Origin of the sequence: Haloechinothrix salitolerans (assembly GCF_042662605.1) — a bacterium.
GTDB classification, from domain to species: Bacteria; Actinomycetota; Actinomycetes; order Mycobacteriales; family Pseudonocardiaceae; genus Haloechinothrix_A; species Haloechinothrix_A salitolerans.
The window spans coordinates 2810385-2836296 of sequence record NZ_JBHSXX010000001.1 but is presented as its reverse complement, the minus strand read 5'-3'; the positions used below and the strand labels follow the sequence as shown (position 1 = coordinate 2836296).

Sequence of the window (25912 nt, the reverse complement as noted above, 5' to 3'; positions counted from 1 at the left end):
CTCCGATGAGCCGCGAAAACGGAACACCAGCAGGTGGATGTTGGTCAGAAGGTACCGGCAGATCCACGCGCTGAGTGGTGGTGGATCCACCCGAGGTCTCCGTGTCGACGAAGCTGTTGCGTTTTCGCTCGTGGCACACAGTTGATCTTCTTAGCTCCCTCACCGACCGAGGGTCTCCGCGAGCGCCGACAGGATCAGCGCGACAGCATCGGGACTGGCATTGGGTCCCATCAGGCCGATCCGCCAGACCGACGCCGCGTAGTCGCCGACGCCCGCGCCGATCTCGATGTCGTAACGCTCCAGCAGCTTCCGGCGCACCGCCGCCGAGTCGACTCCGTCCGGAACCTTCACCGTAGTCAGGTTCGGAAGCCGGTAGCCCTTCTCGGCGAAGAGTTCGAGGCCGAGGCCCTCCAGCCCGTTCCGCAGGGCTTCACCGGCCTCCGCGTGTCGTGCCCATACGTTGTCGAGCCCCTCGTCGAGGATCCGGCCGAGCCCGTCGTGCAAGGAGCTGACCATGGCGACAGGCGCGGTGTGGTGATAGGTCCGCGCACCGCCGGACGCGTTGGTTCCCGCCTCCCCGACGTACCCGCCGAGCAGGCCGAGATCGAGATACCACGACCGCGGCCGCTCGACACGTCGCTCGAATGCGCGGTCGCTGATCGTGAACGGCGCCAGTCCCGGTGCCACCCCAAGGCACTTCTGGGTGCCGGCATAGCCGACGTCGATACCCCAGTCATCAGCCCGCAGCTCGACGCCGCCGATGGAGGTCACCGCGTCGACGAGCAGCAGCGCGTCGCTCGCGCCGTGCACCGCGTCGCCGAGCTCGGCGATGTCGGAGCAGACTCCGGTCGACGTCTCGGCGTGCACGGCGGCGACGATCGACGGGTTGGAGTGAGCGGCGAGGACGCGCTCGGGATCGACCGGGCTGCCCCAGGCATGCTCGACGGGAACCACCTCGGCGCCGCATCGCGCCGCGACCTCGCACATGCGTCGGCCGAACAGCCCGTTCACCGCCACCACGACGACATCGCCAGGCCGGACGGTGTTGACGAACGCCGCCTCCATCCCCGCCGATCCGGTGGCCGACAACGGCAATGTCCGCGCGTTCCGGGTATCCCACACCGCGCGCAGCCGCTCGCAGGTCTCGTCCATGAGGTCGATGAAGACCGGATCGAGGTGTCCCAGCAGCGGCCTGGCCAGCCCCTCGGTCGCCTCCGGGTAGGGATTGGTTGGGCCGGGGCCGAACAGGTGGCGTCGGACGATAGTCGTCATGCGTCTCCTGACGTCGAACTACAAAACGCCTCTAGGGTCGCATGCGACGTGATGGCAGCTCGCTTCAACTCCGAATGGCATGTGGGCTAGTGCGCTGCGCCGTCCGGTGGTAAGACAGGAAGATGTTTCGCATCATCGACGATGGTGCTTTCCGCGACATGGAGATGCGAACATGACGCTGGACAGCTCGCTTGATCGCCGTACATTCCTGGCCCGGATCGGACTCCTCGGGGCCGCGGTCGGAACCGGCGGACTCGTCCCGGCGAACGCGACCGCCCAAACCGTCAACCCGCTGCCCGACCTGGTCGCGCTACTGCGCCCGGTACTGGCCGAGCTCGCCCGGGACACGCTGAACGGGCTGACCGCGTTCGTGTTCCCCGGGCCGGACGAGTACTCGGCGGCGCAAGGCACCCCACGCGACGAACCGGGCGCTGCCGAGGCCAAGACGACCGAGTTCATGATCGCGGCGCTGGACAACTTCGTACCTTTCCCGGACCGGCTCGCGCAGCCCATCGCCGCTGCCGTGGCGACGGGAACCGCTGACAGCGGCATCCCGCTACCCGGAATCGAGCAGCTCCCGCAGGAAACGGCAACGCTGGACGACGCACTCGGCGCGCTGCTGGAGAACGACGCCACCATCCCGCTGTCGCTGTCGATCGCCGGGATGCTCAACCTGGTCGCGACCCAGGTGAATCCCGCCGCGGTCAACGGCGCGTTCCTGTCTCCGTTCGCGCGGCTCAGCTACACGGACAAGGCACAGGTGTTCCAGCGGATCGAACAGGCGAACTCCGACCTGGTCGCGATGCTGGACGCCGAGTTCCCCGAACCGTCCAAGGACGCGGTGTCCGGGCTGCTGAAGTTCGTCGGCGGCGCGTTGCTTGAGTTCGTCGCGTACGGCTCGCTCACCGAGTGGGCGGTGCTCACCGAGGACAAGCGCCTCACCGCGCGTCCTGTCGGCTGGGATCTCACCGGCTACCTGCCGGACGGCCCGGTGGAGGGCTGGGACGACTTCAAGGGCTACTACCAGGGCCGCAGGGAGGTGCACGACTGATGCGCGACGTCATTGTCATCGGAGCGGGAGCAGGCGGGCCGGTCGTGGCCAAGGAGCTCGCCGCTCGCGGGCTGGACATCCTGCTGTTGGAGGCGGGGCCGCGGCACGACCAGCCGCGGGAACAGTGGACCCATTTCGAGAACGACGCCAACAACCCCCTCACCGGATTCTTCCGGCTCGGCCCCGCCGACCGGTCGAAGCCCGCCTGGTACCGAGAGTGGCCGCAGAACTCTTTCGTCTGGCAGCTATCCGGGATCGGCGGTACCACCCAGCACTTTTACGGCAACTACCCGCGGGCGTATCCGGGCGTGTTCAACGACTACTCCGGAGCGGACGCGGGCAACTACGACCGAGCGCACCAGTTCCCCTTCGGATACGCGGAGATGGTGCCGTACTTCGAATGGGTCGAGGCCACCGCGCCGGTGATGACCGCGGCGATGGGAACCAAGGAGGAGGTGTTCTTCCGCGGGTGCGAAAGTCTCGGCCTGCCCGTGCAGACGACCAAGACCACACGGGAACCGTCGTATCGGCCACAGGAGAACGCCATCCTGCAGCCAGGCGGCAACGCGGGGCGCACCACCGACACCAATCTCCTGCAGTACCCGCGGGCCACCGGGTGCACCATGTGCGGGTTCTGCTTCCAGGGCTGCATGGAGCCGGTCAACGCACCACGTAACCAGTTCGCCAAGCGCTCCACCGATAACAGCTACGTGCCGATGGCGCTGACCGCTGACGTGTGGGCAGAACACGGCAAGCCGGTCGAGCTGATCGCCGATGCCTACGTCACCCAGATCCACGCCGAGGACCGCGGCGGAACGCTCACCGCGACCGGCGTGACCTGGCGAGACAACGCCACCGGCCACAAGCGGCGAGAGGACGCCCAGGTCGTTGTCATGGCCGGTGGCTGCACCGAGAACCCCCGGCTGTGGTTCAACAGCGGGCTGCCCAACCCGAACGACTGGGTCGGCCGCGGCTACACCGACCACTTCTTCGACTGGCTCATCGGGGTAATGGACCACGACACGGGTAGCAGCAAGGGGCCGGGCTCGTCGGCGCGCCTTGACTTCCCGGGCTACGGCGGCTTGGAGAATGTCGGCCTGCCGCCCGCGTTGCAGGCGTTCTCGGCGACGCTGTCCGACAGCGGCATCCGAGGCGAGTACGACAACGGGCGCGGGCAGCCGGGAACGTGGGACGGCCCCGCGGGCAGGCTGATCGGCCCCGAGCTGAAGGATCTGCTGCTCAACGGTGTCAACCGGCTGCTCAACGTCCTCGTGATCACCGACGACGACGTCGAGGCGGATAACCGGGTCACGCTGTCGTCATTCCCGGCCGACGAGAACGGGCCTGTCGCGCGGGTGCAGTTCCAGCACCGGCAGCGCACCATGCGCACCATCCGCAACCGGGAGTTCATGGCGAACAAAGCCGCCGAACTATTGCGCGGCACGGGTGCCAAATCGGTGTATCGGATTGACTGGGCACCGTTGATCCTGCACGTACAGTCCTCAATGCGGATGGGTGAATCGCCCGACAACAGCGTGCTCGACGCCACCGCCGAGTCCCGTGCGGTCAAGCGGCTGTTCATCGCGGACAACTCCGCGCTGCCCAACGCGGTCGGCGGACCGAACCCATCGCTGACCACGCAGGCGCTCGCGACCCGCACCGCGGAGAAGATCTTCCAGCGGTACTTCGACGGCGATCCATGGGTACACAGTGAAGCCCCAACGGTGTCGACCGACCCGCGGATCAGCGTGCGACTCGGTGAGCTCGGTCTATGAGGCGGCTGAACCACCCGGCCCGCGCCGACCTGTCGCCAACAGGCGCACACCCTCGTAGCTGCGACCGGTCCGCTGCGCGATCTCCTTCAGCGACACCAGGTCATCGGTGTGCAAGCCGACGACGGCCAGGCCGAGCGCTTCGACCTGCCGAACGGCGATCACCAGCACAACCAACGGTGTCGGGGCACCAACTAATCGCGACAAGCGCGACGGCACTGGTCGGTGACACCCGCTACCGGTCGCCAGGCAGCGCGATCGCGACGGTGAAACGCTTGACCGTTTCCAGCGCGTTCGGGCTGCTGCGGTACTCCACGGTTCGGGCGACGTCGTTGGCCACCGCGAGCATCGCGTGCACCCGCACTCTGGCCTCTGTTTCGGATCGCGCGGGCTGGGTCGCCAGCATCAGGTGCACCCACTCGTTGATGTAGTCGCGCTGCGTCTGCTTCGTCCGGGCGCGCTCGATGGTATCGAGGTGCCGCGCTTCGGTGATCAAGATGTCGATATGCCGGGGATGCCGCGCCGCGAAGTCGATATAGGACGTGATCACCCGGAACAGCCCTTCCTCGGGCGTGGTGCTGGCCTTGAGCGCCCAGTACATGTCGTGGCGCAGCCACTCGTCGCCGCGCGCGAGCGCCGCCGAGAGGAGTTGCTGCTTCGACTCGAAATGGTGATACACGCTGGGCGCCGCGATGCCGGACTGCCGCCCGATGTCGTCCATGCCAACCGAGGTGTATCCGTGCTCGGCGAACAGCTCGATCGCCGAACTCAGCAGACGTTCCCGCCGGCCGACGGGACTTAGTCCGGGCGATTCCGGCGCGGCCGATCCCCGCTCGCTTCGCACCGGTTCGGCGCGCAGGATCGTGTGCAGGATGTCCCGGAAGACCTCGACACACTGATCGCGCGGCAGATCGTCGACGTGGTGGGACAGCCCGCAGAGCGCCGAGTACGTGCACGACGCCAGCAGCTTGGCCTCGTAGGGAGCGAGGTCTGGCCGATTCGAACCGACCAACTTGGCGAGCGCTTTCACAGCGCCCAGCACCTCGGCGCGCAGCCGCTCGTACTCCTCGGCCGGGAGGCCGCGCGCCTCGCGCTGCCACAGTGTGCCTAGCTGGCGGCGGTCGACCGCCACGGCCGCCAACAGCTCACCGATGACGTCGAGGTCGCCAGGCGGATCGTCCAGCACAGCACGGATCACGCTCATCTCCTCAACGACAGCCGCGGTGAGCAGCCGCGCCTTGCCGGAGAAGTGACGGTACAAAGCAGACGGTCGTACGTTGACGGCATTCGCGACATCACTCATGCTGACGCGCTCGTAGCCGTTCCTGAGGAACAGTTCCGTGGCCGCACCGACGATGAGCGCTCGGCGATTGCGCGGCCGGGTGCCCCGGGGCGGTGCCGGGGCACGCTCCTCGCTCATCCTCGTTCCCTCCGCTGTTGCGTGGTCCAGCGAACCATCTTAAGGACGAGACGATCAGGGCTGGAGGACGGGTTTGGCCATGTCAGCGAACGCGGTCAGCTCGCGCGGGATGTCCGGCCCCGCCGGTTGGTAGGCGATCTCAGTGACTCCCGCGGCGGCCATCTCCTCGAGCTTCTGCCGGAGCTCGTCCACCTGGCCGGTGAGCGTAAACGCGGCGACGCTCTCCCTCGGCATCACCGCGCGCTCGATGTCGTTGACGTAGACCGCATGGCCCTCGTGCGCGGTGAAGTGGCGAACGCGCTGGTCGACTCGCATGACGCGGTCCCGCCACTGCGCACCGCCTGGCAGTTGATCGAGCGCGTCGGCTCCCTGCCACTCGTAATACAGGTGGTACGCCATGGCCGCGCCGAAGCCAGCGGCGTCGAACGCACGGTCGCTGGTCGGTGGCTCGCCATCCTCGAGCACCGTGCCGAAGGACAGCTTGACCACCCAGTCGAACTCTGGCGGTGGGTCGGCGAGCGCGCACGCGACGCCATTGCCGTAGGTGCGGGCGACCTCGAGCCCCTTCGGTCCTTCGGCGGCGACGACCCAGGGCACCTCGAGTGGACGCCGCGCGGCGAACCCTCGCGGGTGGCACATGCGAGTCATCGACCCGTCCCACTCGACGTCCTCGCCGCGCAGCAACGTCTGTACCGCGTTCGTGTATGTGGCGACGTCTCGCCAGCGCATCGGTTTCTTGCCCAACAACACGCTCCCGGTGAACCCGGTGCCGATGCCCAGCGCCAGCCGTCCTGGCGCCAGTTGGGCGATCTGCGCCGCGGCGGTGGCGGTCACCATCGGGTGCCGGACCCGCGGCACCAGCATGCCGGCGGCGAGGCCTATCCGCTCGGTGCGGGTGGCCGCGAGCGCCATCGTCGCCCACACGTCGGCCAGCAGCGCCGGCGAGTCGTAGAACCACGCCCGGTGGTAACCCAGCCGCTCGGCAAGCGCGACGTGCTCCGGGGTCTCCGGTGAGGTAGCGAACGCGCAGGACAGTCGCAGTGTCATGGTTGTACTCCGTTTCTCTCGTCGTTTCCCTTGTTGTCTCCGCCTTCCCCGCCTGCCTCGTCGAAAAGGCGGCCGAATGCGCCAGCCCGGTGCAGGTCCGCGAGTTCCTGATCGGTCACGCCCCACTCGGTCAGTGCCCAGTCGGTGTCCGCGCCGGGGTCGGCCGGTGGTCGCCGGATCTCGCCCGGAGTACGCGACAAGCGCGGCGCGGGCGCCGGCTGCATGACGTCGTCGACCGTGATGAAGGTGCCGCGAGCGCGGTTGTGCGGATGCTCGGGAGCCTCGTCGAGTCCGAGCACCGGCGTGAGGCATGCGTCGGCGTGTTCGGCGATCTCCACCCACTCATCCCGAGTCCGCTGCCGGAACACGGCTGCGAGCTGTTCCTTCAGCTCCGGCCAGCGCTCTCGGTCCCACTGCGGCAGCTGTGCCACATCGAACCCGGCGATCCGGCACAGTTCGACGTAGAACTGGGGCTCCAACGGGCCGACCGCGATATGACCACCGCAGGCCGTCTCATACACCTCGTAGAAGTGCGCTCCACCATCGAGCAGGTTCGTGCCGGGCTCCGCCTTCCACATGCCCGCGGAACGCAGAGCGTGGATGTTCGCGGACAGCAGGGCCGCGCCGTCGACCATCGCGGCGTCCACCACCTGCCCTCGGCCCGAGGTGCGCATCTCAAGCACCGCGCAGAGCACGCCAAAGGCAAGCAACATACCGCCACCACCGAAGTCACCGACGAGATTGAGCGGGAACATCGGTCGCTCGCCTCGCCGGGCGATCGATCCGAGGACACCGGCGATCGAGATGTAGTTGATGTCATGGCCCGCGCGAGACGACAGTGGGCCGCTCTGCCCGTATCCCGTCATGCGCGCGTAGCACAACGACTCGTTGCGCGCGAGCAGCTCATCCGGTCCTAGACCGAGACGCTCCATGACACCCGGGCGGAACCCTTCGATCAGCACGTCGCTGGACTCCGCTAGGCGGGCGACGAGCAAGCGCCCGGCCTCGTTCTTCAGATCAACGGAGACCGACGGCCTGCCACGGTTGAGCACGTTCCAGCGGCCTGCCGCGAGATCGTCGGACGGCGGCGCTGGGCGTTCGAGTCGCAGCACATCGGCCCCCATGTCCGCCAGCAGCATGGCGGCGAACGGACCTGGCCCGATACTCGCGATCTCGATCACCCGAAGGCCGTGCAGTGGCCCCATCACGGCAACCCTTCCACCGTCAGGTTCGCGCCGTCGTGGCGTCCTGCCGTGCGGCCCAGTGTTCCCGCACGATCCGCCGAGCGAGCTTGCCGATCGGTGTCCGCGGTACCGCCTCGACGAACGCGATGCCGGTGACTTTCTTGACCGAGCCCACTCGGTCGCGCGTCCAGGCGATCAACTCGTCCTCGGTGACATGTTCGCCGTCCCGAAGCGCGACCTCGGCGTACGGCGTCTCGCCCCACTTCGGGTGTGGCACGCCAACGACCGCGGCCTCGGCGACGGCGGGATGGGCGACGAGCGCCTCTTCGAGCTCCTTTGGCCAGATGTTGTAGCCGCCGGAGATGATGGTGTCTTCCTTGCGATCCGTCAGATAGACGAAGCCGTCCTCGGACATCCACCCCATGTCGCGCGTGCGGATCCAGCCCTCGGCGGTGAGTCGCTCGGCGGTCGCGTCCGGGTTCGCCCATAGTCCACGCATTCGGCCGGGGCTGTGCCCGACGATCTCTCCGATCTCGCCCGGTGGCAGCTCGTTGCCGTCATCGTCGAGGATGGCGATCGCCGAGTTCGGTGTGGGTCGGCCGACCGAGCGCAACCACTGCCGCTCGCGCTCGGTGCCCTGTGGCAGGTGGTGCTGCGGCGCCAGGATGGTGAGCGGTAATGCCTCGCTCTGGCCGTAGATGTTGTACATGATGCTGCCCCAAAGATCGATCGCCGCGGTGAGCGTCTCCGCCGAGATCGGGGCTGTGCCGTAGATGACGGTGTGCAGGCTGGACAGATCGCGGGTGCGCACGTCGGGATGTTCGGTGATCATCTGGATCATCGTCGGCACGACCAGCGTGAGCGAGGCGCGCTCGCGTTCCACGAGTTCCAGGAACCTCGCGGTGTCGTACGACGGCATCACAACGGTCGCCGCGCCCACCGCGATCAGCGGCCAGGCGAACAAGCCGGCCGCGTGCGTCAGCGGGCCGGGCGCGAGGTACCTGTCGTGCTCCCCGAGCCGCGAGATCACCAACGCCATCTCGTTGCCCATATCCATCCAGCCACGGACGGAGTGCAGAATTCCCTTGGGCATTCCCGTGGTCCCCGCGGAGAACCGGATGACGTGTGGATCGTCATCGGACAACGTGACGGTTGGCGGGTGCGGATCGGCAGCGGCGAGTGCCTCCTCGTAGCTCCTGGACTGATCAACGGTGTCACCGGGGATCAGCACGACATCGAGCTGGTCGAGCTCCAGCAGCATCGCCTCGATCGCCGAGTAGTACTCCTGCTGGACGATGATCGCGCGGGCGCCGGTGAGCTCGAGCAGGTACCGGTGCTTATCCGGTGTGTCGTGGGTGTAGAGCGGGCAGCGGACATAGCCGCCGAGCGCCAGCCCTCCGATCTGTTCCAGCGTCTCGAACGCGTTCGCGCTCAGCAACGCGACCCGGTCTCCCTGCCTGATCCCGCGGTCCCGGAGCGCGTTGGCAAGCCGCGCCGAGCGGTCGAGCAGTTCGGCATAGCTCTGTCTGCGACCTTCGCAGACGAACGCGGTGTTGTCCCGGTACAGTCGGGCCGATTTCCGCAGCAGCGTTGCCGGATCCATGGTGACCTCCTTGTCAGGATGCGCCGATGCACTCTCATAACAGCGATCGCGCGACGATTTCCTTCATGATTTCCGTGGTTCCGCCATAGATGCGTGCCACGCGATGATCGGCCCACAGGTGCGAGATGGGATACTCGGACATGTACCCGTAGCCCCCGTGGAGCTGCAGGCAGTCGTCGATCACTCGCATGGCGCACTCGGTCGACCACCACTTCGCCATCGCCGCGGTGGCGCCGTCGAGTTCGCCGCCAAGATGCTTGATCACGCAGTCGTCCACGAACGTCTTGACCACCCGTGCCTCGGTCGCGGCCTCGGCGAGGGTGAATCTGGTGTGCTGGAAATCCGCCAGTGCCTTGCCGAACGCGCGGCGCGTCCGGGTGTAGGCGATGGTCTGCTCCAGCGCGGACTCCATCGCCGCGGCCGCTATGACCGAGATGGTCAGCCGCTCCTGCGGTAGCTGGCTCATCAGTTGCGCGAAGCCGTGGCCCGCGACCCCGCCGAGAACGCTAGTCCGGGGAACGCGAACGCCGTCGAAGAACAGCTCGGACGCATCCTGGCCGCGCTGCCCGATCTTGTCCAGTATTCTGCCGCGCTTGACGCCGTCCCGATTGGTCTCGACCAGCAGCAACGATATCCCGCGGTGCCCCGCGTTCGGATCGGTCTTCGCCACCACGATGACCAGACCCGCCTGCGAGGTATTGCTGATAAATGTCTTCGCGCCGTTGATGACGTAATCGGTGCCGTCCTTGACGGCTCGGGTCGTGATGCCCTGGAGGTCAGAACCGGCCCCGGGCTCGGTCATCGCGATCGCGACGACGGTCTCTCCTGACGCCATCCTGGGTAGCCAGGTTCTTTTCTGCTCCTCGGTTCCGTAGGCGAGGATGTAGTGCGCGGCCACGGCGCAATGCACGCCGATCCCCCACGCGTTGTCACCGACCCGAGCCTGCTCCTCTAGCAGCACCGCTTCGTGCGCGAAGGTTCCGCCGCCCCCGCCGTACTCCTCCGGTATGGACATGCACAGCAGGCCCGCCGACCCACCCTTGTACCAGACCTCACGATCGACATGGTGCTGCTCGCGCCACCGCTGCTGGTGAGGCAACAGCTCGTTGACGCAGAAGGCGCGGGCCAGCTCCCGTAGATCGTCCAGATCCGCGGTCATCCATGGCGACCGACGTCGCGCGGCGCGGCCACCGCTGGGAGATGACTGTGGCCGGTCGGTTTCGCGAAGCGTCATACGATGAACCCTCCGCCGCAGACCAGTGTCTGGCCGCTGATGTAGTCCGATTCCGGTATGCACAACAGATAGACCGCGCCCGCTGCGTCCTCGACCGTTCCGGCCCTGCCGAGCGGGACGGAGCGCTCCATCGTGGCAAGCAGATCGGGATTGATCCCGACCTTGATCTCCTTGCCGTCCATGTCGATGGTCGCGTCGCCGTCCGCGGTGACCTCCGTCAGCCGTGTGCGGATCAGTCCGAACGCGACCGAGTTCACGGTGACGTTGTAGCGGCCCCATTCCTTGGCGAGTGTCTTCGTCAGACCCGTGACACCAGCCTTGGCGGCCGCGTAGTTGGACTGTCCCGCATTGCCTCCGGTGCCCGCGATCGACGAGATGTTCACGACCTTGCGACAGCGGACGGTCCCGGCCTCGCGTTCCCGTCGCGCTGCGGCGGCGATGATCGGCTGCACCGCGCGCAGGATGCGGAACGGCGCCTTCAGATGCAGATCGACGATGCTGTCCCACTGCTCATCGGTCATCTTCTGGATGACACTGTCCCAGGTGTATCCGGCGTTGTTGATGACGATGTCAATACCGCCGTATGCCTCTTTCGCGGTGCGCACGAACCGCTCCGGGAAGTCGTCCGCGGTGACGCTGCCAGCGCACACGGTGGCACGACCGCCGTTCGACTCGATGTCCCCGACGGTCTCCTTCGCCGGGCCAGGATCGAGGTCGTTGACGACCACTCGTGCTCCCTCGCCGGCGAGCTTCGTCGCGATGGCGCGCCCGATGCCGCGGCCAGCGCCGGTGACCAGTGCGGTCTTTCCTTCCAAGGTTCCCATCCGGGTGTCCTCCAGTCAGTTGAGTGCGACGACGGCCTCGCCCGTCACGGTTGTCGTGCCATCGGCAAGGGTGATCTCGAGTGTGATCGTCGCGGTGGTCTCGCCGCCGTGCTCATTGATCGCGGTGACGATTCCGGTGCACACCGGGCTCGCGCCGACCGGGGTGACCGCGGTGAACCGGGCGCGTAGCGAACGGATCCTGTCCTGCGTCGTCCAGCTGGTCAGCATCCGCCCCAGGTAGGCCATGCTGAGCATGCCGTGCGCGAACACGTCGTGGTAGCCCACCCTCCGGGCGGCGTCGATGTCGATGTGTACCGTGTTGTGATCTCCTGAGCCACCGGCGAACAGCGCGAGCGTGGTACGCGAGACCGGTGCGACACGCAACTCCGGCAACACCGCGCCGACGGTCAGCTCTGCCCGCCTCATGCCGCATCACCGCGCACGATGACGACGTCGCGTAGGTCGGCGACCGCCTCGGCGCCTCGGCGGATCGCCGCGTCGCGCACGATGAACGTCAGCGCCCCGCCCTTGCGCTGGTAGATGTCCGTGATCGTGCTGGACATCGTGAGGTGGTCGCCGGCGTAGGCCATCGCGTGGTAGGTAAAGCTCTGTTCACCGTGCAGCACGCGTTCCAGGTCGCCGCCGATGGCGCGGAGCCAGTCGAACGGGTCATCGCGCTCGTGCTGGACGGCGCATAGAAAGGTTGGCGGCACGGGAAGGTCGCGGTGCCCGGCGGCTCGGGCCGCGGAAACGTCCGTGTAGACCGGATCCGTCTCGCCGATCGCCGTGCAGAACAGCCGCAGCCGGCCGCGTTCCACGAGCATGTCGACCGGCCGCAGGGTAGTCCCGACCGCGGTGGTGTCGATGGTCATCTAGCCGACCCTCCGATACAGGGACACCACGCACGCGCCGCCGAGGCCCAGATTGTGTTGCAGTGCCAGCGTGGCGCCGTCGACCTGACGCGCACCGGCCTGCCCGCGCAACTGCCAGACCAGCTCGGCGCACTGCGCGAGGCCGGTAGCGCCAAGCGGGTGGCCCTTCGACAGCAGCCCACCCGAGGGGTTGACGACGACGCGCCCGCCATACGTGTTGTCGCCATCCCGAACGAACTTCTCAGCCGTGCCTTCCGGTGTCAGGGAAAGGGCCTCGTAGCTGAGAATCTCGTTCGATGTGAAGCAGTCGTGCAGCTCGACGACCGGGATTTCCTCCGGCGATACCCCGGCCGCCTCGTAGACCAGCCGCGCGGCACGAACGCTCATGTCGTAGCCGACAAGGCGAATGAAATCAGGGGGATCGAAACTGCTCGGCTGGTCCGTAGTCATCGCCTGTGCGGCGATCTCGACCGGGGCGTCCAAACCGTGCCGTGCGGCGAAATCCGAGGTGCACACCACGGCCGCGGCGGCACCACAGGTCGGCGGGCAGCACTGTAAGCGCGTGAGCATGCCGAACATGCGCGGGGACGCGAGCACGTCGTCGACGGTGACCGGATCGCGGAACACGGCGTGCCGGTTCCGCGCGGCATGACGTCGCGCCTTCACAGCGATTCGCGCGAAGGTCTCCGGCTCGGTCCCGTACCGCTGCGCGTACTCCTGACCAGCGCCGCCGAAGTAGCGAGCGGCCATCGGCACGCCAGGTGCGGGTCCGTGCAGTTCCTCGGCGAGTCGGTCGAACCGGTCGAAGGGCGTCGGCCGGTCAGCCCACTGGGCGTCCAGCGCCCCGCGACGCATCTGCTCGAACCCGACCGCCAGGACGCACTCACTGGCTCCGCTCTCGACCGCCTGCCGGGCGAGCCACAGGGCTGAGGAACCGGTCGCGCAGTTGTTGTTCACGTTGACCACCGGCACACCCGGCATCCCGACGCGGTACAACGCGTTCTGTCCAGATGTCGAATCACCATACACATAGCCCGCGTATACCTGGTCAATCGCGGACAGGTCGACCCTGGCATCGGCCAGCGCCTCACGGATCGCCTCCTCCGCTATAACGTCATAAGATCGGCTTTTTCTCGGAGTATTGAACTCACCGAGCCCCACGCCCGCGATCCGCGCCCGCGTCGCCATACCACCGCTCCTCGCAGCAAGTGTTAGTGACTTGCGTCATCTACCGATTATTGATTCACTTATTGATACCAGTCGGCAGCACTCGTTGCCAAGAGGCTTTGATGAGAAGGACGGACCCATGACTGTGCAGACCGCGACCGTGATCCGCGAAGGCTTCCAGTACCTCGAAGGAGCCCGCTGGTACGGGAATGAGCTGTGGTGTTCGGATATCCCGCAAGGAAAGGTGTATCGGATCCGCCCCGACTCAGGGGAGGTCTCCGTGGCCGCCACCGTGGACGCCAAGCCGTCCGGCCTCGGCTTCCGACCCGACGGCACACCCCTGGTCGTGACCCAGGCGGACTCGTCGTTGCGGCGGATCACCCCGGACGGGGGCACCGAGATCGTCGCTCCGTTGGAGCACGTCGCCGTCGCCGCCAACGACATGTGGGTGGACAAACACGGCCGCGCCTACATCACACAAATCGGCTACGACCTGTTCGCCGGCGCCGAACCGGAGGGCCGCCCCATGATCATCGTGAGCCCCTCGGGAGAGGTCACGACAGCCGGCGAGGGCCTGGTGTGCCCGAACGGCGTGGGGCTGAGCCCGGACGGCAAGACACTGTACGTCGCCGAGACGTTCACCTACCGGTTGACCGCGTTCGACGTTGACCAGCATGGCCAACTGTCCAACCAGCGGGTGCTCAAGCAGTTCGACAGCCTCGAAACGGACGCACCCGACGGGCTGTGCGTCGATTCGGCGGGCGGGATCTGGGTGACCAGCCCGTTCAGCAGCCAAGTGCGACGCATGCTGCCGGACGGCACGATCACCGATACGGTTCGTACCGCCACCACGGGCCACTTCGTGGTTTCGTGCGCGCTTGGCGGTGGCGACCTGCGTACCCTGTACCTGTGCACGGCCGAGACCGACCTGGAACGTATGGCCAACAATTTCGAAGGAACCTCGCGTCTCGAGGCAGTGCGGGTTTCCGTTCCCGGCTGAAGGTCGCCACCACCTGGCTGGCGGGTAGAGCATGTCCTGGGCACGCCGGAAGTGGTCAGGCGTGACTGACGTGGTGATCGCCGGCGCGGGGATCGTCGGATGCGCCACCGCCGTCGAGCTGCTGACCGCGGATCCCGCGCTGGACGTCGTGCTGGTCGAGCCCGATCCCACCTACGCGCGGGCGGCGACAGGGCGCGGCACCGGCGGGGTGCGCCAGCTGTTCACCCGTCCGGAGAACATCGCGTTGTCTCAGTACACACTCGACGTGATCGAGAACTGGGACGACTGGGCAGGCGAGGACGCCCCGGAGTTGCACTGGCGCCCCAACGGCTACCTGTTCGTCGCCGGACCACGCGACGTCGAGGCGCTCGCCGCCAACGCGATGATCCAGCGACGCCACGGGGTCGACGCGCGGTGGCTGGAACCGGCCGAACTCGCCGATCGGTATCCCGCGATGAGAACGGACGACCTGGCCGGGGCGGTGCTGTCCATACGGGACGGATGGCTCGACCCCACGGCGTTCTTCACTGGTGTCCGCACGAAAGCCAGGCGATTGGGCGCGGTATTCGTCACCGACAGGGTGGTCGACGTCCAGACGATCGGGACGACGGTGCGTTCGACGCTCTTGGAATCCGGTCGCGCACTCGACACGGACGTCGTGGTGAACGCTGCCGGCACCTGGGCACCCGAGCTCGCGTCCAAGGCCGGGATGACGCTGCCCGTTGAACCCATGCGCCGTCACGAGCATTACGTCGAAACCACCGACGACCTCGGCTCTCTACCCTTCATCAAGGACGTCGAAGGGCTGGCCATCCACCCTCACCTCCACGGCCTGTCGGTGGGCCTGGTCGACTTCAACCATCCTGGCGGTGAGGACTTCACCATCGACGAGACCCACTACGCGCGCACCGTGGCACCCGCCTTGGCTGGCCGGATACACCGCGGCGAGTTCGTCTTGCGACGCACCTGGACCGGCCTGTACGACCAGAACCGCTTCGACGGCAACATGATCCTCGGCAACTGGCCGGGACACCTTGACAACTTCTACGTCGCTACTGGCTTCTCCGGCCATGGGTTCATGCATGCTCTCGGCGTCGGCCGCGGCCTGGCCGAGCTGATCCTCCACGGCGATTACATCACCGTGGACCTGCACCGCATGAACTATCAGCGGGTCGTCGACGACCGCCCGTACCCGGAACGCGGCATCCGCTGACTCGCAACACCCATCGCATCAGCGCCGCGACCGGCGACGCTCCGTGACTCGCCACTCTCGACGTCCTCGAATCGATCTGTCACCATGCCGCCTTGGCGAGAGGTGGTAACCGTGGCACGTGGACAATGTCTGTGCGGCTCCGTTCGTTACGTCGTCCGGGGACAACTGCGCGACGCGATCATTTGCCACTGCCGCGACTGCAGGCGCTGGCATGGGACAAGCCCAGCCATGGTCGCCGCCGACAGGGCCGCCGTCGAGATCACGGGCGATGAGCTCACCTGGTACGAGACCGAGGACAAGCCCCGACGCGGATTCTGTCGGCGCTGCGGCGCGAGCCTCTTCTGGGACGCGACGGAACGACCGAGCCTGACCATCGCCGCGGGCACCCTGGACGATCCGACCGGGACCACGGTCAAGGCCCACATCTTCACGTCGCACCGCCAGGACTACGAGACGACGCTCCCCGACGACGGGCTACCGCACCACCCGTACAGCGCACCGCCCGGCGAGGCTTCCGTCTCATAAACGAAATCTCATCATCCCGAATAGAACGGTTTAATTCCTCGGAAAACACTGGACGGTCACGAGGAAACAATCCATAGACACCCTTGTCATTCACCAAGCATCGTGGGTAGCACAGAGCGATTTCCCCGATGCCTGCCAGCGATAAGGAGTTGGATTGTGACCTCGGTTTCTGAGTTCCGGCTCGATGCGATCGATCCCGAGATCGCCGCTGCCATCGACGACGAGCTGCGGCGCCAGCAGTCGACCTTGGAAATGATCGCCTCTGAGAATTTCGCACCGCTGGCCGTACTCGCCGCGCAGGGATCCGTGCTGACGAACAAGTACGCGGAAGGCTATCCGGCCAAACGTTATTACGGCGGCTGTGAACACGTCGACGTCGTCGAACAGCTCGCGATCGACCGGGCCAAGGACCTTTTCGGGGCCGAGCACGCCAACGTCCAACCCCATTCCGGCGCACAGGCGAACGCCGCGGCGATGGCAGCGCTGCTTGATCCCGGCGACACGATCCTCGGGCTGGACCTGGCGCACGGCGGCCACCTCACGCACGGCATGCGGCTCAATTTCTCCGGCAAGCTCTACAACGTCGTGCCGTACCACGTCGACCCGCACACCGGACACGTCGACGTCGACGAGATTGAACGGCTCGCGCGGGAGCACCGGCCGAAACTGATCCTGGCGGGCTGGTCGGCGTACCCGCGTCAGCTCGACTTCGCGGCGTTCCGCGGGATCGCCGACGACGTGGACGCGACGCTCATGGTCGACATGGCCCACTTCGCGGGGCTCGTAGCCGCCGGACTGCACCCGAACCCGGTCCCCTTCGCCGACGTCGTCACCTCGACCACGCACAAGACCCTCGGTGGTCCGCGCGGCGGGCTCATCCTGTGCCGCTCCGAGCTCGCCAAGAAGATCAACTCAGCGGTCTTCCCTGGTCAACAGGGCGGACCACTTGAACACGTCATCGCGGCCAAGGCCACCGCGTTCAAGATCGCGGCGAGCGCCGAGTTCGACGACCGGCAACGGCGCACGCTCGCCGGCGCACGCATCCTGGCCGAGCGGCTGCTGCGCGGCGATTGTGCCAACGCGGGTGTCCGCGTCGTCACCGGCGGCACCGACGTCCATCTTGTGCTGGTCGATCTCGTCGAGTCCGCGCTGGACGGCAGGCAAGCGGAAGACCGGCTCCACTCGGTGGGCATCACCGTCAACCGCAACGCGGTTCCGAACGACCCGCGCCCGCCGATGGTGACGTCCGGCCTGCGCATCGGCACGCCCGCACTGGCCACCCGAGGCTTCGACGACGAGGACTTCCGCGAGGTCGCCGACATCATCGCCGAGGCGCTGACCACAGACGACCTCGACGCCACCGCTCGGCGATCGCTACTCGGCCGCGTCGAGGCGCTCACCAAGAAGCATCCGCTGTACCCGACGCTGACACACGGGAGGTAACGGCAGTGGCCACGCCGAGCGAGTTCCCCCGGTCAGCCACCATCGACACCACACGCACGGGCCAGCACGTCGTCCCTGGCAATGACGACGACCTGCGCGGCGATGTCCGTCGAGTGGCCGCGCTGCTCGGCGAGTCCCTGGTGCGCCAGCACGGCAGTGACTTGCTCGACCTCGTCGAGCGGGTGCGCGGGCTGACCAAGCAGAGCAAGGAAGCCGCCACCGAGACCGAGCGTGCGGCCGCCCGCGACGAAGCCCGCGCGCTGCTGGCCGCCCAGCCGCTACCGGTTGCCGCGGCGCTGGTCCGCGCCTTCTCGGTGTACTTCCTGCTGGCGAACGTGGCCGAGCAGGTCGACAGAGTTCGTCGAATCCGCGACTGCCCCGCTGAGGACGGTTGGCTCGCCAGCACCACGACGTCAATCGCCGACGAACTCCCCACCGAGACGCTGCGAAGCGCCACTGACTCGCTGGCGATCCGGCCGGTCTTCACCGCACACCCCACTGACGCGAGCCGACGTTCGGTGCTCACCAAGCTGCGGCGCATCGCCGAGGTACTGCTGCGCGACAGCGATCGCGGCGAGCGCGCGAGCGCGAAGCGGGATCGACTCATCGCCGAGCTGATCGACCTCATCTGGCAAACCGACGAGCTGCGCGCCGCGCGCCCGACCCCGGTCGACGAGGCCAGCAACGCGCTGTACTACCTGGAGGAGCTCGCCGACGAGGTGCTCCCCGATCTCGTGACCGATCTTGACGACGAACTGCGCCGTCACGAGGTCCGACTGCCACCTGACGCCGCCCCGTTGACCTTCGGCAGCTGGATCGGCGGCGACCGCGACGGCAACCCCAACGTCACACCAGACGTCACCCGGCAGGTCCTGCGCATGCAGCACCACATCGCCGTCCGGTCGCTGCGTACGCTGATCGAGGAGCTGATCGCCGACTTGTCGACGTCGACGTCGGCGGTCGACATCTCAGCCGAGCTGCGCGAGTCGATCACGGAGGACATGGCCGCGCTGCCCGACCTGGAGTCGGACATGCTCAAGCGCGCCGACACCGAGCCGTACCGGGTGAAGCTGACTTGCGTCGACGCCAAGCTCGCGAACACGCTCGCACGAGTCGACGCGGGCACACCCCATGTCCCGGGTCGCGACTACCTCGGCAGCGTCGAGCTGCGCGACGAGTTCGCGATGCTCGCCGGGTCGCTGCGCGAGAACGCGGGCGAGCTCATCGCGGACGGCGTGCTCGCCAGGGTACGGCGCATGATCGCGACATTCGGCCTGCACCTGGCCGCCATGGACATTCGCGAGCACGCCGACGCGCACCACCACGCCGTCGGACAGCTACTGGACGGACTCGGCGCCCGCCTGGCGCCGTACCGCGAGCTGTCGCGGGAGCAACGCACCCAGGTGCTCAGCGCGGAGCTGGCGTCCCGACGACCGCTGACCCGCACCCCGCCCCCGCTGGACGCCGACGGCGCGACGACGTTCGACGTCTTCGTCGCGGTGCGCGAAGCGCTCGACACCTACGGGCCCGAGGCGATCGGCAGCTACATCGTGTCGATGACCAAGGGCGTCGACGACCTGATCGCGGCCGTCGTACTCGCCAGGGAAGCCGGACTGCTCGACGCGTGGGGCCACGAATCCGGCGACGCCACGGTGGCACCGTTCTGCGACATCGACTTCGTGCCGCTGCTGGAGACCCCCGAGGAACTGTCCCGAGCGGGTGACCTGCTTGACCAGCTACTCGGCGACCCCACCTACCGCTCCCTCGTCCGGCTGCGCGGCGACGCGCAGGAGGTGATGCTCGGTTACTCCGACTCCAACAAGCAGGGTGGTATCACGACGTCGCAGTGGGAGATCCACAAGGCCCAGCGGACGCTGCGCGATGTCGCGGCGCGGCACGGCGTGCGGCTACGGCTGTTCCACGGCAGGGGCGGCACCGTCGGGCGGGGCGGTGGCCCCACGTACGACTCGATCCTGGCGCAGCCGTGGGGCGTGCTGGACGGCGAGATCAAGTTCACCGAGCAGGGCGAGGTCATCAACGACAAGTACGCGCTGCCCGAGCTGGCGAGGGAGAACCTGGAACTCACCGTCGCCGCCGTGCTGCGGGCGTCCACACTGCACCGCACGCCCCGGCATACTCCCGACGTGCTCACCCGCTGGGACGCCTGCATGGACACCGTGAGCGACCATGCCTACCGCGCCTACCGAGGTCTCGTCGAGGACCCGGACCTGCCCGAGTACTTCGTGGCATCCACCCCGGTGGAGCAGCTCGGCTCCCTCAACATCGGGTCCCGTCCCGCTCGTCGCCCGTCGTCGGGGCGCGGCATCGACGGGCTGCGTGCGATCCCCTGGGTGTTCGGCTGGACGCAGTCGCGCCAGATCGTCCCGGGCTGGTTCGGCGTCGGCACGGGACTGCGCGCCGCCCGCGAGGCCGGGCTGTCCGACGTCCTGGCGGAGATGCACGGCGACTGGCAGTTCTTCAGGACGTTTCTGTCCAACGTGGAGATGATGCTCGCCAAGACGGACCTCGAGATCGCGGGCCACTACGTCGCCACCCTGGTGCCGCGGCCGCTGAGGCGGCTGTTCGACGTCATCCGCGAGGAGTACGAACTCACCCGCGCCGAGGTGCTGCGGGTGACCGGTCAACGCGCGCTGCTCGACGACGCGCAGCCGCTCAAACGCACGCTCGAGGTGCGCGACGCCTACCTCGACCCGATCTCGTACCTCCAGGTGGATCTGCTGGCCAGGGTGCGCGCGAGCGAGGACGCTGCCGGTGGCGATGGCCCCGTAGGGGCCGCTGGCGACGTCGGCCCCGACCTCCATCGGGCGCTGCTGCTCACGATCAACGGCGTCGCGGCGGGGATGCGCAACACCGGCTGACTCCGCGCCGCGCCCGAGTTGATCAGCGCCGCAGGCCGGGCCACGCGTCACACCACCAGCACCGCGCGGAAGTCGTTGACGTTGGTCAGCGTGGGGCCGGTGACGACCTGGTCGCCGAGCTTCTCGAAGAACGTGTGCCCGTCGTTGGCCGCCAGCGCGGCGGCCGCGTCGAGGCCGAGTGCGCGCGCTCGCGCGAGGGTGTCGGGCGCGACGAGCGCTCCGGCGATCTCCTCGCTACCGTCGACGCCGTCGGTGTCGCACGAGAGCGCGTGCACGCCGGGCAACTCCCCCACCGCCAACGCGAACCCGAGGAGCAGCTCGACGTTCCGGCCGCCGCGCCCGTCGCCGCGCACGGTCACCGTCGTCTCTCCACCAGAGAGCAACACACACGGCGCCGACGCCGGCTCGCCGTGCCGATACACCTGCCGCGCGATGCCTGCCAGCACCGTGCCGACCTCGCGGGCCTCCCCCTCGATCGCGTCGCCGAGCACGAGCGGCGTCACCCCAGCTGCGCGTGCCGCGTCCGCGGCGGCACGGAGCGACTGCCACGGAGCAGCGATGACGTGGTTCTCCGTGGTAGCGAGCCGAGGGTCGTCCGGGCTCGGGCATCCCGATGCGGCGAGCAGGTGACCACGAACCGGGCCAGGGACGTCGATGCCATTGCCGTCCAGCACGGCCAGTGCCTCGCCAGGGGTGGTCGACTCGCCGACCGTCGGTCCCGACGCGATGACGCCGGGATCGTCGCCGGGGACGTCCGACATCAGCAGCCCGACAGTGCGGGCGGGGTAGGCCGCCTCGGCCAGCCGCCCGCCCTTGACCGAGGACAGGTGCTTGCGGACGACGTTCATCTCGCTGATCGACGCCCCACTACGCAGCAGGGCGGTGCTCAACGCCTGCTTGTCGGCCAGCGTGAGGCCGTCGGCTGGCAACGCCAGCAGCGACGACCCGCCGCCCGAGATCAGCGCGAGCACCAGATCGTCCGGACCTGCCGACGACACGAGCGAAAGGATGCGGCGGGCCGCCCGCTGTCCCGCGTCATCCGGCACCGGATGCGCGGCCTCGACGACCTCGATCCGCTCGCAGGGAACCGCGTGCCCGTAGCGGGTGACAACCAGCCCCTCGACGTCGTCCGCCCAGCCGTCCCGTGCGGCCTGCTCCACGGCCTGTGCCATCCGTGCCGACGCCTTCCCCGCACCGACAACGAGTACCCGGCCTCGAGGCGGAGGCGGCAGGTACTCCGGCACCCGCAGGAGCGGATCGGCGGCGGCGACGGCGGTGTCGAACAGCCCGCGCAGGAACTGGCGCGGGTCGCTCACGCCACCCGGCACGGCGGCTCGCGACCCTCCACATAGGCCTGCAGGTTGTCGAGCACCAGCATGCCCATCGCGGTGCGGGTCTCGGCCGTCGCGCTGCCGAGGTGCGGCAGCAGGACGACGTTGTCCAGCTCAAGCAGCTCGGCGGGCACGTCCGGCTCGCCCTCGTACACGTCGAGACCCGCGCCCGCGATGGTGCCGTCGCGCAACGCCTCCGCCAGCGCCACCTGGTCGAGGACGTCGCCGCGCGCGGTGTTGATCACGAACGCGGTGGGCTTCATCCGCTTGAGGCGAGCGGCGTCGATGAGGTGCCGGTTGCGCTCACCACCCGGCATGTGCAGCGAGACGAAGTCCGACGTCTCCAGCACATCGTCGACCGAGGACAACTGCCTCGCCCCTGGCACGCCATGGTGCGCGACGTTCGGCTTGGGGTCGTAGAAGTCCACGGACATCCCGAAGCCGAAGTGCGCGCGGCGTGCCACGGCGGCGCCGATGCGGCCCATACCGATGATGCCGAGCTTCTTGCCGGTGACTCCGGTGCCGAGCATGTGGGTCGGACGCCAGCCGGTCCAGCGTCCGGCCCGCAGCTCGCGCTCGCCTTCACCCGCGCGGCGCGCCGCCATGAGCAGCAGGGTCATCGCGGTGTCCGCGGTGGCGTCGGTGAGCACTCCCGGCGTGTTGGTCACGACGATGCCCGCCTTGGCGGCGGCGTCGACGTCGATGTGGTTGTAGCCGACGCCGAAGTTGCCAAGGAACCGCGTGCGCACCTCGCCCTCGAACAGTTCGGCGGGCAGTTGGTCGGACACCGTCGGCAGCACGACGTCCGCTTCGGCCAGCGCGCGCCGCAGGCCGTCCCTGCCGAGCGGGACGTCGTCGTCGTTCAACCGCACCGAGGGGAACCGCGTGCGCAGTTCCGCCTCGACCGCCTCCGGCCACTTCCTGGTCACGACGATCACGGGCTCCGGCATGGCATGCCTCCTTCGCGGTGTCAGGCGGGCTCGGGGACGAGACCGCGCTCGTCGAGCACGGTAGCGACCGTGCTCCCGAGGCTCGACGGGTCGGGCGCGACGGTGACACCGGCCGCGGTGAGGATCTCCACCTTCTCCTGAGCGGATTCTCCTGCCGCCGACACGATCGCGCCAGCGTGACCCATCTTGCGCCCCTTGGGCGCCGCGAGCCCGGCGATGTATGCGATGACCGGCTTGGTCATGTGCTTGGCGACGAAGTCGGCGGCGTCCGCCTCCTGCGGCCCGCCGATCTCGCCGATCATCACCACGGCGTCGGTCTCGTCGTCGGCCTCGAACAGCTCGAGGATGTCCCGGAACGACGACCCGTTCACCGGGTCCCCACCAATGCCAACGGACGTCGACACCCCGTAGCCGAGCGCCTTGAGCTGCGACGCGGCCTCGTAACCGAGGGTGCCGCTGCGGCTGACCACGCCGATCCTGCCAGGCAGGTAGATGTGGCCGGGCATGATGCCGAGCAGCGCCCGGCCTGGGCTGATCGTGCCCGCGCAGTTCGGGCCGGTCAGCCGCATCTTGTCGGGCGCCTTGTACCGGCGCATGTAGCGCTTGACCAGCATCATGTCCTGGGTCGGGATGCCGTCGGTGATGCACACGCAGTGCCGGATCCCCGCGTCTGCTGCCTCCATGATGGAGTCGGCGGCGAACGGCGGCGGCACGAACACGATCGACGCCTCGGCGCCGGTCTCGGCGACCGCGTCCTTGACCGTGTTGAACACGGGCCGGTCCAGGATGGTCTCGCCACCCTTCCCTGGCGTGACACCGCCGACGACGTTGGTGCCGTACTCGATCATCTCCTCGGCGTGGAAGTGGCCGATGCGGCCGGTGATGCCTTGCACGATGACCGGGGTCTCTTCGGTGAGCAGGATTGCCATGTCTATCCCTCCTGGGACCTCAGCCGCGGGCTGCCGCGGTCGCGCGCTCGCCGACCCGCGCCGCGGCGACGGCCTTCTCGGCGGCTTCGGCCAGCGTGTCGGCGGTGACGATCGGCAGTCCGGACTCGGCGAGAATCCGCTGCCCTTCCTCGACGTGCGTGCCTGCCAGCCGCACCACGACCGGCAGTTCGACGTCGATCTGCGAGAACGCCTCGACGATCCCCTTGGCCACCCAGTCGCAGCGGTTGATGCCCGCGAAGATGTTGACCAGCACGACCTTGACGTTGCTGTCGGCGAGCACCGCGCGGAACGCCTTGAACACCCGTTCCGGCGACGCGCCGCCGCCGATGTCGAGGAAGTTGGCCGGGTCGCCGCCCGCGAGCTTGATCATGTCCAGGGTGGCCATCGCGAGGCCAGCGCCGTTGATCATGCAGCCGATGTCGCCGTCGAGGCCGACGTAGGCGAGTCCCCGGTCGGCGGCGTGGCTCTCCCTGGGGTCCTCCTGGCTGCGGTCGCGCAGTTCGGAGATCGCCGGCCTGCGGAACAGCGCGTTGTCGTCGAACGACATCTTGGCGTCGAGGGCGACCAGCTCACCCTCGGCGTTGACGGCTAGGGGGTTGATCTCCAGCATCGCCGCGTCCAAGTCGCGGAATGCCCGGTACGCTGCCCGGAACAGCTGGCTGGCCTTGGCGATCTGTGACGGCGCGAGGCCGAGCGAGAACGCCAGTTCCCGCGCTTGGAACTCCAAGAAGCCGACGGCGGGCTCGATGCTGGCCTTGATCAACGCGTCCGGATTGGACTCAGCGAGCTCCTCGATCTCCATGCCGCCCTCGGCGGAGGCGACCACGGTGATCCGCTCGGTCGCCCGGTCCAGCACGATGCCGAAGTACAGCTCGCGCTTGATGTCGGTGGCTTCCTCGACATAAACGCGGTACACGCACTTGCCAGCGGGTGCTTGCTTCGTGCGCAGCCGCTTACCGAACAGCTCGTTGGCGTAGTCGGCGACCTCGTGGTCGGAGTGGCAGACCTTGACACCGCCTGCCTCCCCCCGGCCTCCACTGTGGACCTGCGCCTTGACCACCCAGGACGACCCGCCGATCTCGGTGGCGCGATACGACGCCTGTTCCGGACTGTAGCTCAGGCCACCACGCGGGACCGGGACGCCATAGCGAGCGAGTAGTTCCTTGGCTTGATACTCGTGGATGTCCATACCGGCCTCACTTTCGCGCCGAGGCCGCCGCGCGAATCGCGTCGTCGACCATGATCACGGTCTGGGCCATGCGCTCGGACGCGGCGTCGATCATCTTGCCGTCGACCGATGCCGCGCCCCTGCCCTCGGCCTCGGCCTTGCGCAGCTCCTCGACGATGCGCCGGGCCTTGGTCACCTCTTCCTCTGGCGGGGTGAACACCTGGTTGGCCAACTCGACCTGGCTCGGGTGGATCGCCCACTTGCCCTCTGCGCCGAGCGCGGCGGCGCGGCGGGCGCCGTCCAGGTAGCCGTCCGGGTCGGAGAAGTCGCCGAACGGCCCATCGATCGCGCGCAGCCCGTAGGCCCGGCACGCCACGATCATCCGGGACAGCGCGAAGTGCCACTGGTCGCCGGGATAGTTCGGGTTCAGCCCGCCGATGTTGACGGTGCGGGCGCGGTTGCTCGCGGCGTAGTCCGCGACGCCGAAGTGCAGTGCCTCTAACCTGCCGCCGCTGGCCGCGATCGACTCGACGTTGGCCATGCCCAGCGCCGTCTCGATCAGCGCCTCGGTGCCAATGCGGTTAGCGAAGCCCTTGGCTTGCTCGATCTGGTTGATCAGGGCCTCGACGCAGTACAGGTCGGCGGGCACGCCCACCTTCGGCACCAGGATGGTGTGCAGGTGCGCACCGGCCTGCTCAACGACGTCGACGACGTCGCGATACATGTAGTGGGTGTCGAGGCCGTTGATCCGCACCGAGACGGTCTTGCCCTTACCCGCCCAGTCGATGTCGTTCAGTGCCTCGATGATGTTCTTGCGCGCCTGCTCCTTCTCCGGCGGGGCGACGGCGTCCTCGATGTCGAGGAAGATGAAGTCGGCGTCGCTGTCCGCGGCCTTGTCGATGAAGCTCGGGTTCGACCCCGGCACGGCGAGTTCGCTGCGTTGCAGCCTCGGCTGCCTCGGCGGGTACAAGGTGTGACTCATGGGTGACTCCAAACGGAAGTGGAGA

Annotated in this window: 23 protein-coding genes; 7 read left to right on the top strand and 16 right to left on the bottom strand. The window is 67.9% G+C overall.

Features of this window, described 5'->3' with window-relative positions; translation table 11 throughout:
• Positions 1 to 159: 159 nt before the first annotated feature.
• Positions 160 to 1272, bottom strand: coding sequence for a pyridoxal-phosphate-dependent aminotransferase family protein (locus tag ACFQGD_RS13420; protein ID WP_345404769.1), 1113 nt, complete (start codon positions 1270 to 1272; stop codon positions 160 to 162).
• 172 nt (positions 1273 to 1444) lie between these two features.
• Between ACFQGD_RS13420 and ACFQGD_RS13415 the strand changes: the two genes are divergently transcribed.
• Together ACFQGD_RS13415 and ACFQGD_RS13410 are read left to right on the top strand one after the other, a co-directional pair.
• A complete protein-coding gene (locus ACFQGD_RS13415) occupies positions 1445 to 2323 on the top strand; it encodes a hypothetical protein (protein WP_345404766.1) in 879 nt (292 codons plus the stop codon).
• Positions 2323 to 4098: a GMC family oxidoreductase gene (locus ACFQGD_RS13410; protein WP_345404763.1), complete on the top strand. Its 1776-nt coding sequence runs from the start codon at positions 2323 to 2325 to the stop codon at positions 4096 to 4098. Before ACFQGD_RS13415 ends, ACFQGD_RS13410 begins: the two co-directional genes overlap by 1 nt.
• On the opposite strand, the gene ACFQGD_RS13405 is transcribed toward ACFQGD_RS13410, so the two are convergent.
• The 10 genes from ACFQGD_RS13405 to ACFQGD_RS13360 form a co-directional block, all read right to left on the bottom strand.
• Positions 4093 to 4260 (bottom strand): hypothetical protein, encoded by a 168-nt coding sequence (locus ACFQGD_RS13405; protein ID WP_345404760.1) that lies wholly within the window; start codon positions 4258 to 4260, stop codon positions 4093 to 4095. The genes ACFQGD_RS13410 and ACFQGD_RS13405 overlap by 6 nt on opposite strands.
• Before the next feature lie 70 nt (positions 4261 to 4330).
• Complete coding sequence (locus ACFQGD_RS13400; RefSeq protein WP_345404757.1) at positions 4331 to 5515, bottom strand: TetR/AcrR family transcriptional regulator; 1185 nt, start codon at positions 5513 to 5515, stop codon at positions 4331 to 4333.
• 54 nt (positions 5516 to 5569) lie between these two features.
• Positions 5570 to 6562 carry an LLM class flavin-dependent oxidoreductase gene (locus ACFQGD_RS13395; protein ID WP_345404754.1) on the bottom strand — a complete coding sequence of 331 codons (993 nt, stop codon included), beginning with the start codon at positions 6560 to 6562 and terminating at the stop codon, positions 5570 to 5572.
• Complete coding sequence (locus ACFQGD_RS13390; RefSeq protein WP_390183496.1) at positions 6559 to 7767, bottom strand: CaiB/BaiF CoA transferase family protein; 1209 nt, start codon at positions 7765 to 7767, stop codon at positions 6559 to 6561. Before ACFQGD_RS13390 ends, ACFQGD_RS13395 begins: the two co-directional genes overlap by 4 nt.
• 19 nt (positions 7768 to 7786) lie before the next feature.
• On the bottom strand, positions 7787 to 9349 hold the full coding sequence (locus tag ACFQGD_RS13385) for a class I adenylate-forming enzyme family protein (RefSeq protein ID WP_345404748.1): 1563 nt from the start codon (positions 9347 to 9349) through the stop codon (positions 7787 to 7789).
• A 34-nt stretch (positions 9350 to 9383) separates the two neighbouring features.
• Entirely contained in the window at positions 9384 to 10508 is a 1125-nt protein-coding gene (locus tag ACFQGD_RS13380; protein WP_345404745.1) for an acyl-CoA dehydrogenase family protein, read from the bottom strand.
• A 71-nt stretch (positions 10509 to 10579) separates the two neighbouring features.
• A complete protein-coding gene (locus tag ACFQGD_RS13375) occupies positions 10580 to 11407 on the bottom strand; it encodes an SDR family NAD(P)-dependent oxidoreductase (protein WP_345404742.1) in 828 nt (275 codons plus the stop codon).
• Between the two features lie 15 nt (positions 11408 to 11422).
• Entirely contained in the window at positions 11423 to 11833 is a 411-nt protein-coding gene (locus tag ACFQGD_RS13370) for a MaoC/PaaZ C-terminal domain-containing protein (protein WP_345404739.1), read from the bottom strand.
• The gene (locus ACFQGD_RS13365; RefSeq protein ID WP_345404736.1) at positions 11830 to 12279 is read right to left on the bottom strand and encodes a MaoC family dehydratase N-terminal domain-containing protein; all 450 of its coding nucleotides are present in this window, start codon (positions 12277 to 12279) and stop codon (positions 11830 to 11832) included. Before ACFQGD_RS13365 ends, ACFQGD_RS13370 begins: the two co-directional genes overlap by 4 nt.
• Positions 12280 to 13467, bottom strand: coding sequence for a lipid-transfer protein (locus tag ACFQGD_RS13360; protein ID WP_345404733.1), 1188 nt, complete (start codon positions 13465 to 13467; stop codon positions 12280 to 12282). It lies immediately after the preceding gene.
• Positions 13468 to 13585: 118 nt separating this feature from the next.
• Between ACFQGD_RS13360 and ACFQGD_RS13355 the strand changes: the two genes are divergently transcribed.
• The 5 genes from ACFQGD_RS13355 to ppc all read left to right on the top strand — a co-directional run bounded on the left by ACFQGD_RS13355 (position 13586) and on the right by ppc (position 20506).
• A complete protein-coding gene (locus tag ACFQGD_RS13355) occupies positions 13586 to 14446 on the top strand; it encodes an SMP-30/gluconolactonase/LRE family protein (protein ID WP_345404730.1) in 861 nt (286 codons plus the stop codon).
• Between the two features lie 61 nt (positions 14447 to 14507).
• The gene (locus ACFQGD_RS13350) at positions 14508 to 15659 is read left to right on the top strand and encodes an NAD(P)/FAD-dependent oxidoreductase (RefSeq protein ID WP_345404727.1); all 1152 of its coding nucleotides are present in this window, start codon (positions 14508 to 14510) and stop codon (positions 15657 to 15659) included.
• An 84-nt stretch (positions 15660 to 15743) separates the two neighbouring features.
• Positions 15744 to 16184, top strand: a complete 441-nt coding sequence (locus tag ACFQGD_RS13345; RefSeq protein ID WP_390221055.1) for a GFA family protein — start codon at positions 15744 to 15746, stop codon at positions 16182 to 16184.
• 156 nt (positions 16185 to 16340) lie between these two features.
• Positions 16341 to 17627, top strand: coding sequence for a serine hydroxymethyltransferase (locus tag ACFQGD_RS13340; protein ID WP_345404721.1), 1287 nt, complete (start codon positions 16341 to 16343; stop codon positions 17625 to 17627).
• 5 nt (positions 17628 to 17632) lie between these two features.
• Positions 17633 to 20506 (top strand): phosphoenolpyruvate carboxylase, encoded by a 2874-nt coding sequence (ppc, locus tag ACFQGD_RS13335; RefSeq protein WP_345404718.1) that lies wholly within the window; start codon positions 17633 to 17635, stop codon positions 20504 to 20506.
• Between the two features lie 47 nt (positions 20507 to 20553).
• Here the strand turns inward: ppc and ACFQGD_RS13330 are convergent, their stop codons facing one another.
• From ACFQGD_RS13330 to ACFQGD_RS13310, 5 genes are read right to left on the bottom strand one after another with little or no spacing between them, the layout of a single operon-like run.
• A complete protein-coding gene (locus tag ACFQGD_RS13330; protein WP_345404715.1) occupies positions 20554 to 21822 on the bottom strand; it encodes a glycerate kinase type-2 family protein in 1269 nt (422 codons plus the stop codon).
• Positions 21819 to 22787, bottom strand: coding sequence for a 2-hydroxyacid dehydrogenase (locus ACFQGD_RS13325; protein ID WP_345404711.1), 969 nt, complete (start codon positions 22785 to 22787; stop codon positions 21819 to 21821). Before ACFQGD_RS13325 ends, ACFQGD_RS13330 begins: the two co-directional genes overlap by 4 nt.
• Positions 22788 to 22807: 20 nt before the next feature.
• On the bottom strand, positions 22808 to 23716 hold the full coding sequence (gene sucD, locus ACFQGD_RS13320) for a succinate--CoA ligase subunit alpha (protein WP_345404708.1): 909 nt from the start codon (positions 23714 to 23716) through the stop codon (positions 22808 to 22810).
• Between the two features lie 19 nt (positions 23717 to 23735).
• Entirely contained in the window at positions 23736 to 24926 is a 1191-nt protein-coding gene (locus tag ACFQGD_RS13315; RefSeq protein WP_345404705.1) for a malate--CoA ligase subunit beta, read from the bottom strand.
• Between the two features lie 7 nt (positions 24927 to 24933).
• Positions 24934 to 25887, bottom strand: coding sequence for an HpcH/HpaI aldolase/citrate lyase family protein (locus ACFQGD_RS13310; protein WP_345404702.1), 954 nt, complete (start codon positions 25885 to 25887; stop codon positions 24934 to 24936).
• Between the last annotated feature and the right edge of the window lie 25 nt (positions 25888 to 25912).

Bases quoted from the DNA above. Each gene is read 5' to 3' on its own strand.
- ACFQGD_RS13345 (WP_390221055.1), top strand. From the start codon at position 15,744: ATGCCGCCTTGGCGAGAGGTGGTAACCGTGGCACGTGGACAATGTCTG.
- sucD (WP_345404708.1), bottom strand. From the start codon at position 23,716: ATGGCAATCCTGCTCACCGAAGAGACCCCGGTCATCGTGCAAGGCATC.
- ACFQGD_RS13365 (WP_345404736.1), bottom strand. From the start codon at position 12,279: ATGACCATCGACACCACCGCGGTCGGGACTACCCTGCGGCCGGTCGAC.
- ACFQGD_RS13385 (WP_345404748.1), bottom strand. From the start codon at position 9,349: ATGGATCCGGCAACGCTGCTGCGGAAATCGGCCCGACTGTACCGGGAC.
- ACFQGD_RS13395 (WP_345404754.1), bottom strand. From the start codon at position 6,562: ATGACACTGCGACTGTCCTGCGCGTTCGCTACCTCACCGGAGACCCCG.
- ACFQGD_RS13315 (WP_345404705.1), bottom strand. From the start codon at position 24,926: ATGGACATCCACGAGTATCAAGCCAAGGAACTACTCGCTCGCTATGGC.
- ACFQGD_RS13360 (WP_345404733.1), bottom strand. From the start codon at position 13,467: ATGGCGACGCGGGCGCGGATCGCGGGCGTGGGGCTCGGTGAGTTCAAT.
- ACFQGD_RS13410 (WP_345404763.1), top strand. From the start codon at position 2,323: ATGCGCGACGTCATTGTCATCGGAGCGGGAGCAGGCGGGCCGGTCGTG.
- ACFQGD_RS13375 (WP_345404742.1), bottom strand. From the start codon at position 11,407: ATGGGAACCTTGGAAGGAAAGACCGCACTGGTCACCGGCGCTGGCCGC.
- ACFQGD_RS13415 (WP_345404766.1), top strand. From the start codon at position 1,445: ATGACGCTGGACAGCTCGCTTGATCGCCGTACATTCCTGGCCCGGATC.
- ACFQGD_RS13325 (WP_345404711.1), bottom strand. From the start codon at position 22,787: ATGCCGGAGCCCGTGATCGTCGTGACCAGGAAGTGGCCGGAGGCGGTC.
- ACFQGD_RS13355 (WP_345404730.1), top strand. From the start codon at position 13,586: ATGACTGTGCAGACCGCGACCGTGATCCGCGAAGGCTTCCAGTACCTC.
- ACFQGD_RS13380 (WP_345404745.1), bottom strand. From the start codon at position 10,508: ATGACCGCGGATCTGGACGATCTACGGGAGCTGGCCCGCGCCTTCTGC.
- ACFQGD_RS13400 (WP_345404757.1), bottom strand. From the start codon at position 5,515: ATGAGCGAGGAGCGTGCCCCGGCACCGCCCCGGGGCACCCGGCCGCGC.
- ACFQGD_RS13370 (WP_345404739.1), bottom strand. From the start codon at position 11,833: ATGAGGCGGGCAGAGCTGACCGTCGGCGCGGTGTTGCCGGAGTTGCGT.
- ACFQGD_RS13390 (WP_390183496.1), bottom strand. From the start codon at position 7,767: ATGGGGCCACTGCACGGCCTTCGGGTGATCGAGATCGCGAGTATCGGG.
- ACFQGD_RS13310 (WP_345404702.1), bottom strand. From the start codon at position 25,887: ATGAGTCACACCTTGTACCCGCCGAGGCAGCCGAGGCTGCAACGCAGC.
- ACFQGD_RS13420 (WP_345404769.1), bottom strand. From the start codon at position 1,272: ATGACGACTATCGTCCGACGCCACCTGTTCGGCCCCGGCCCAACCAAT.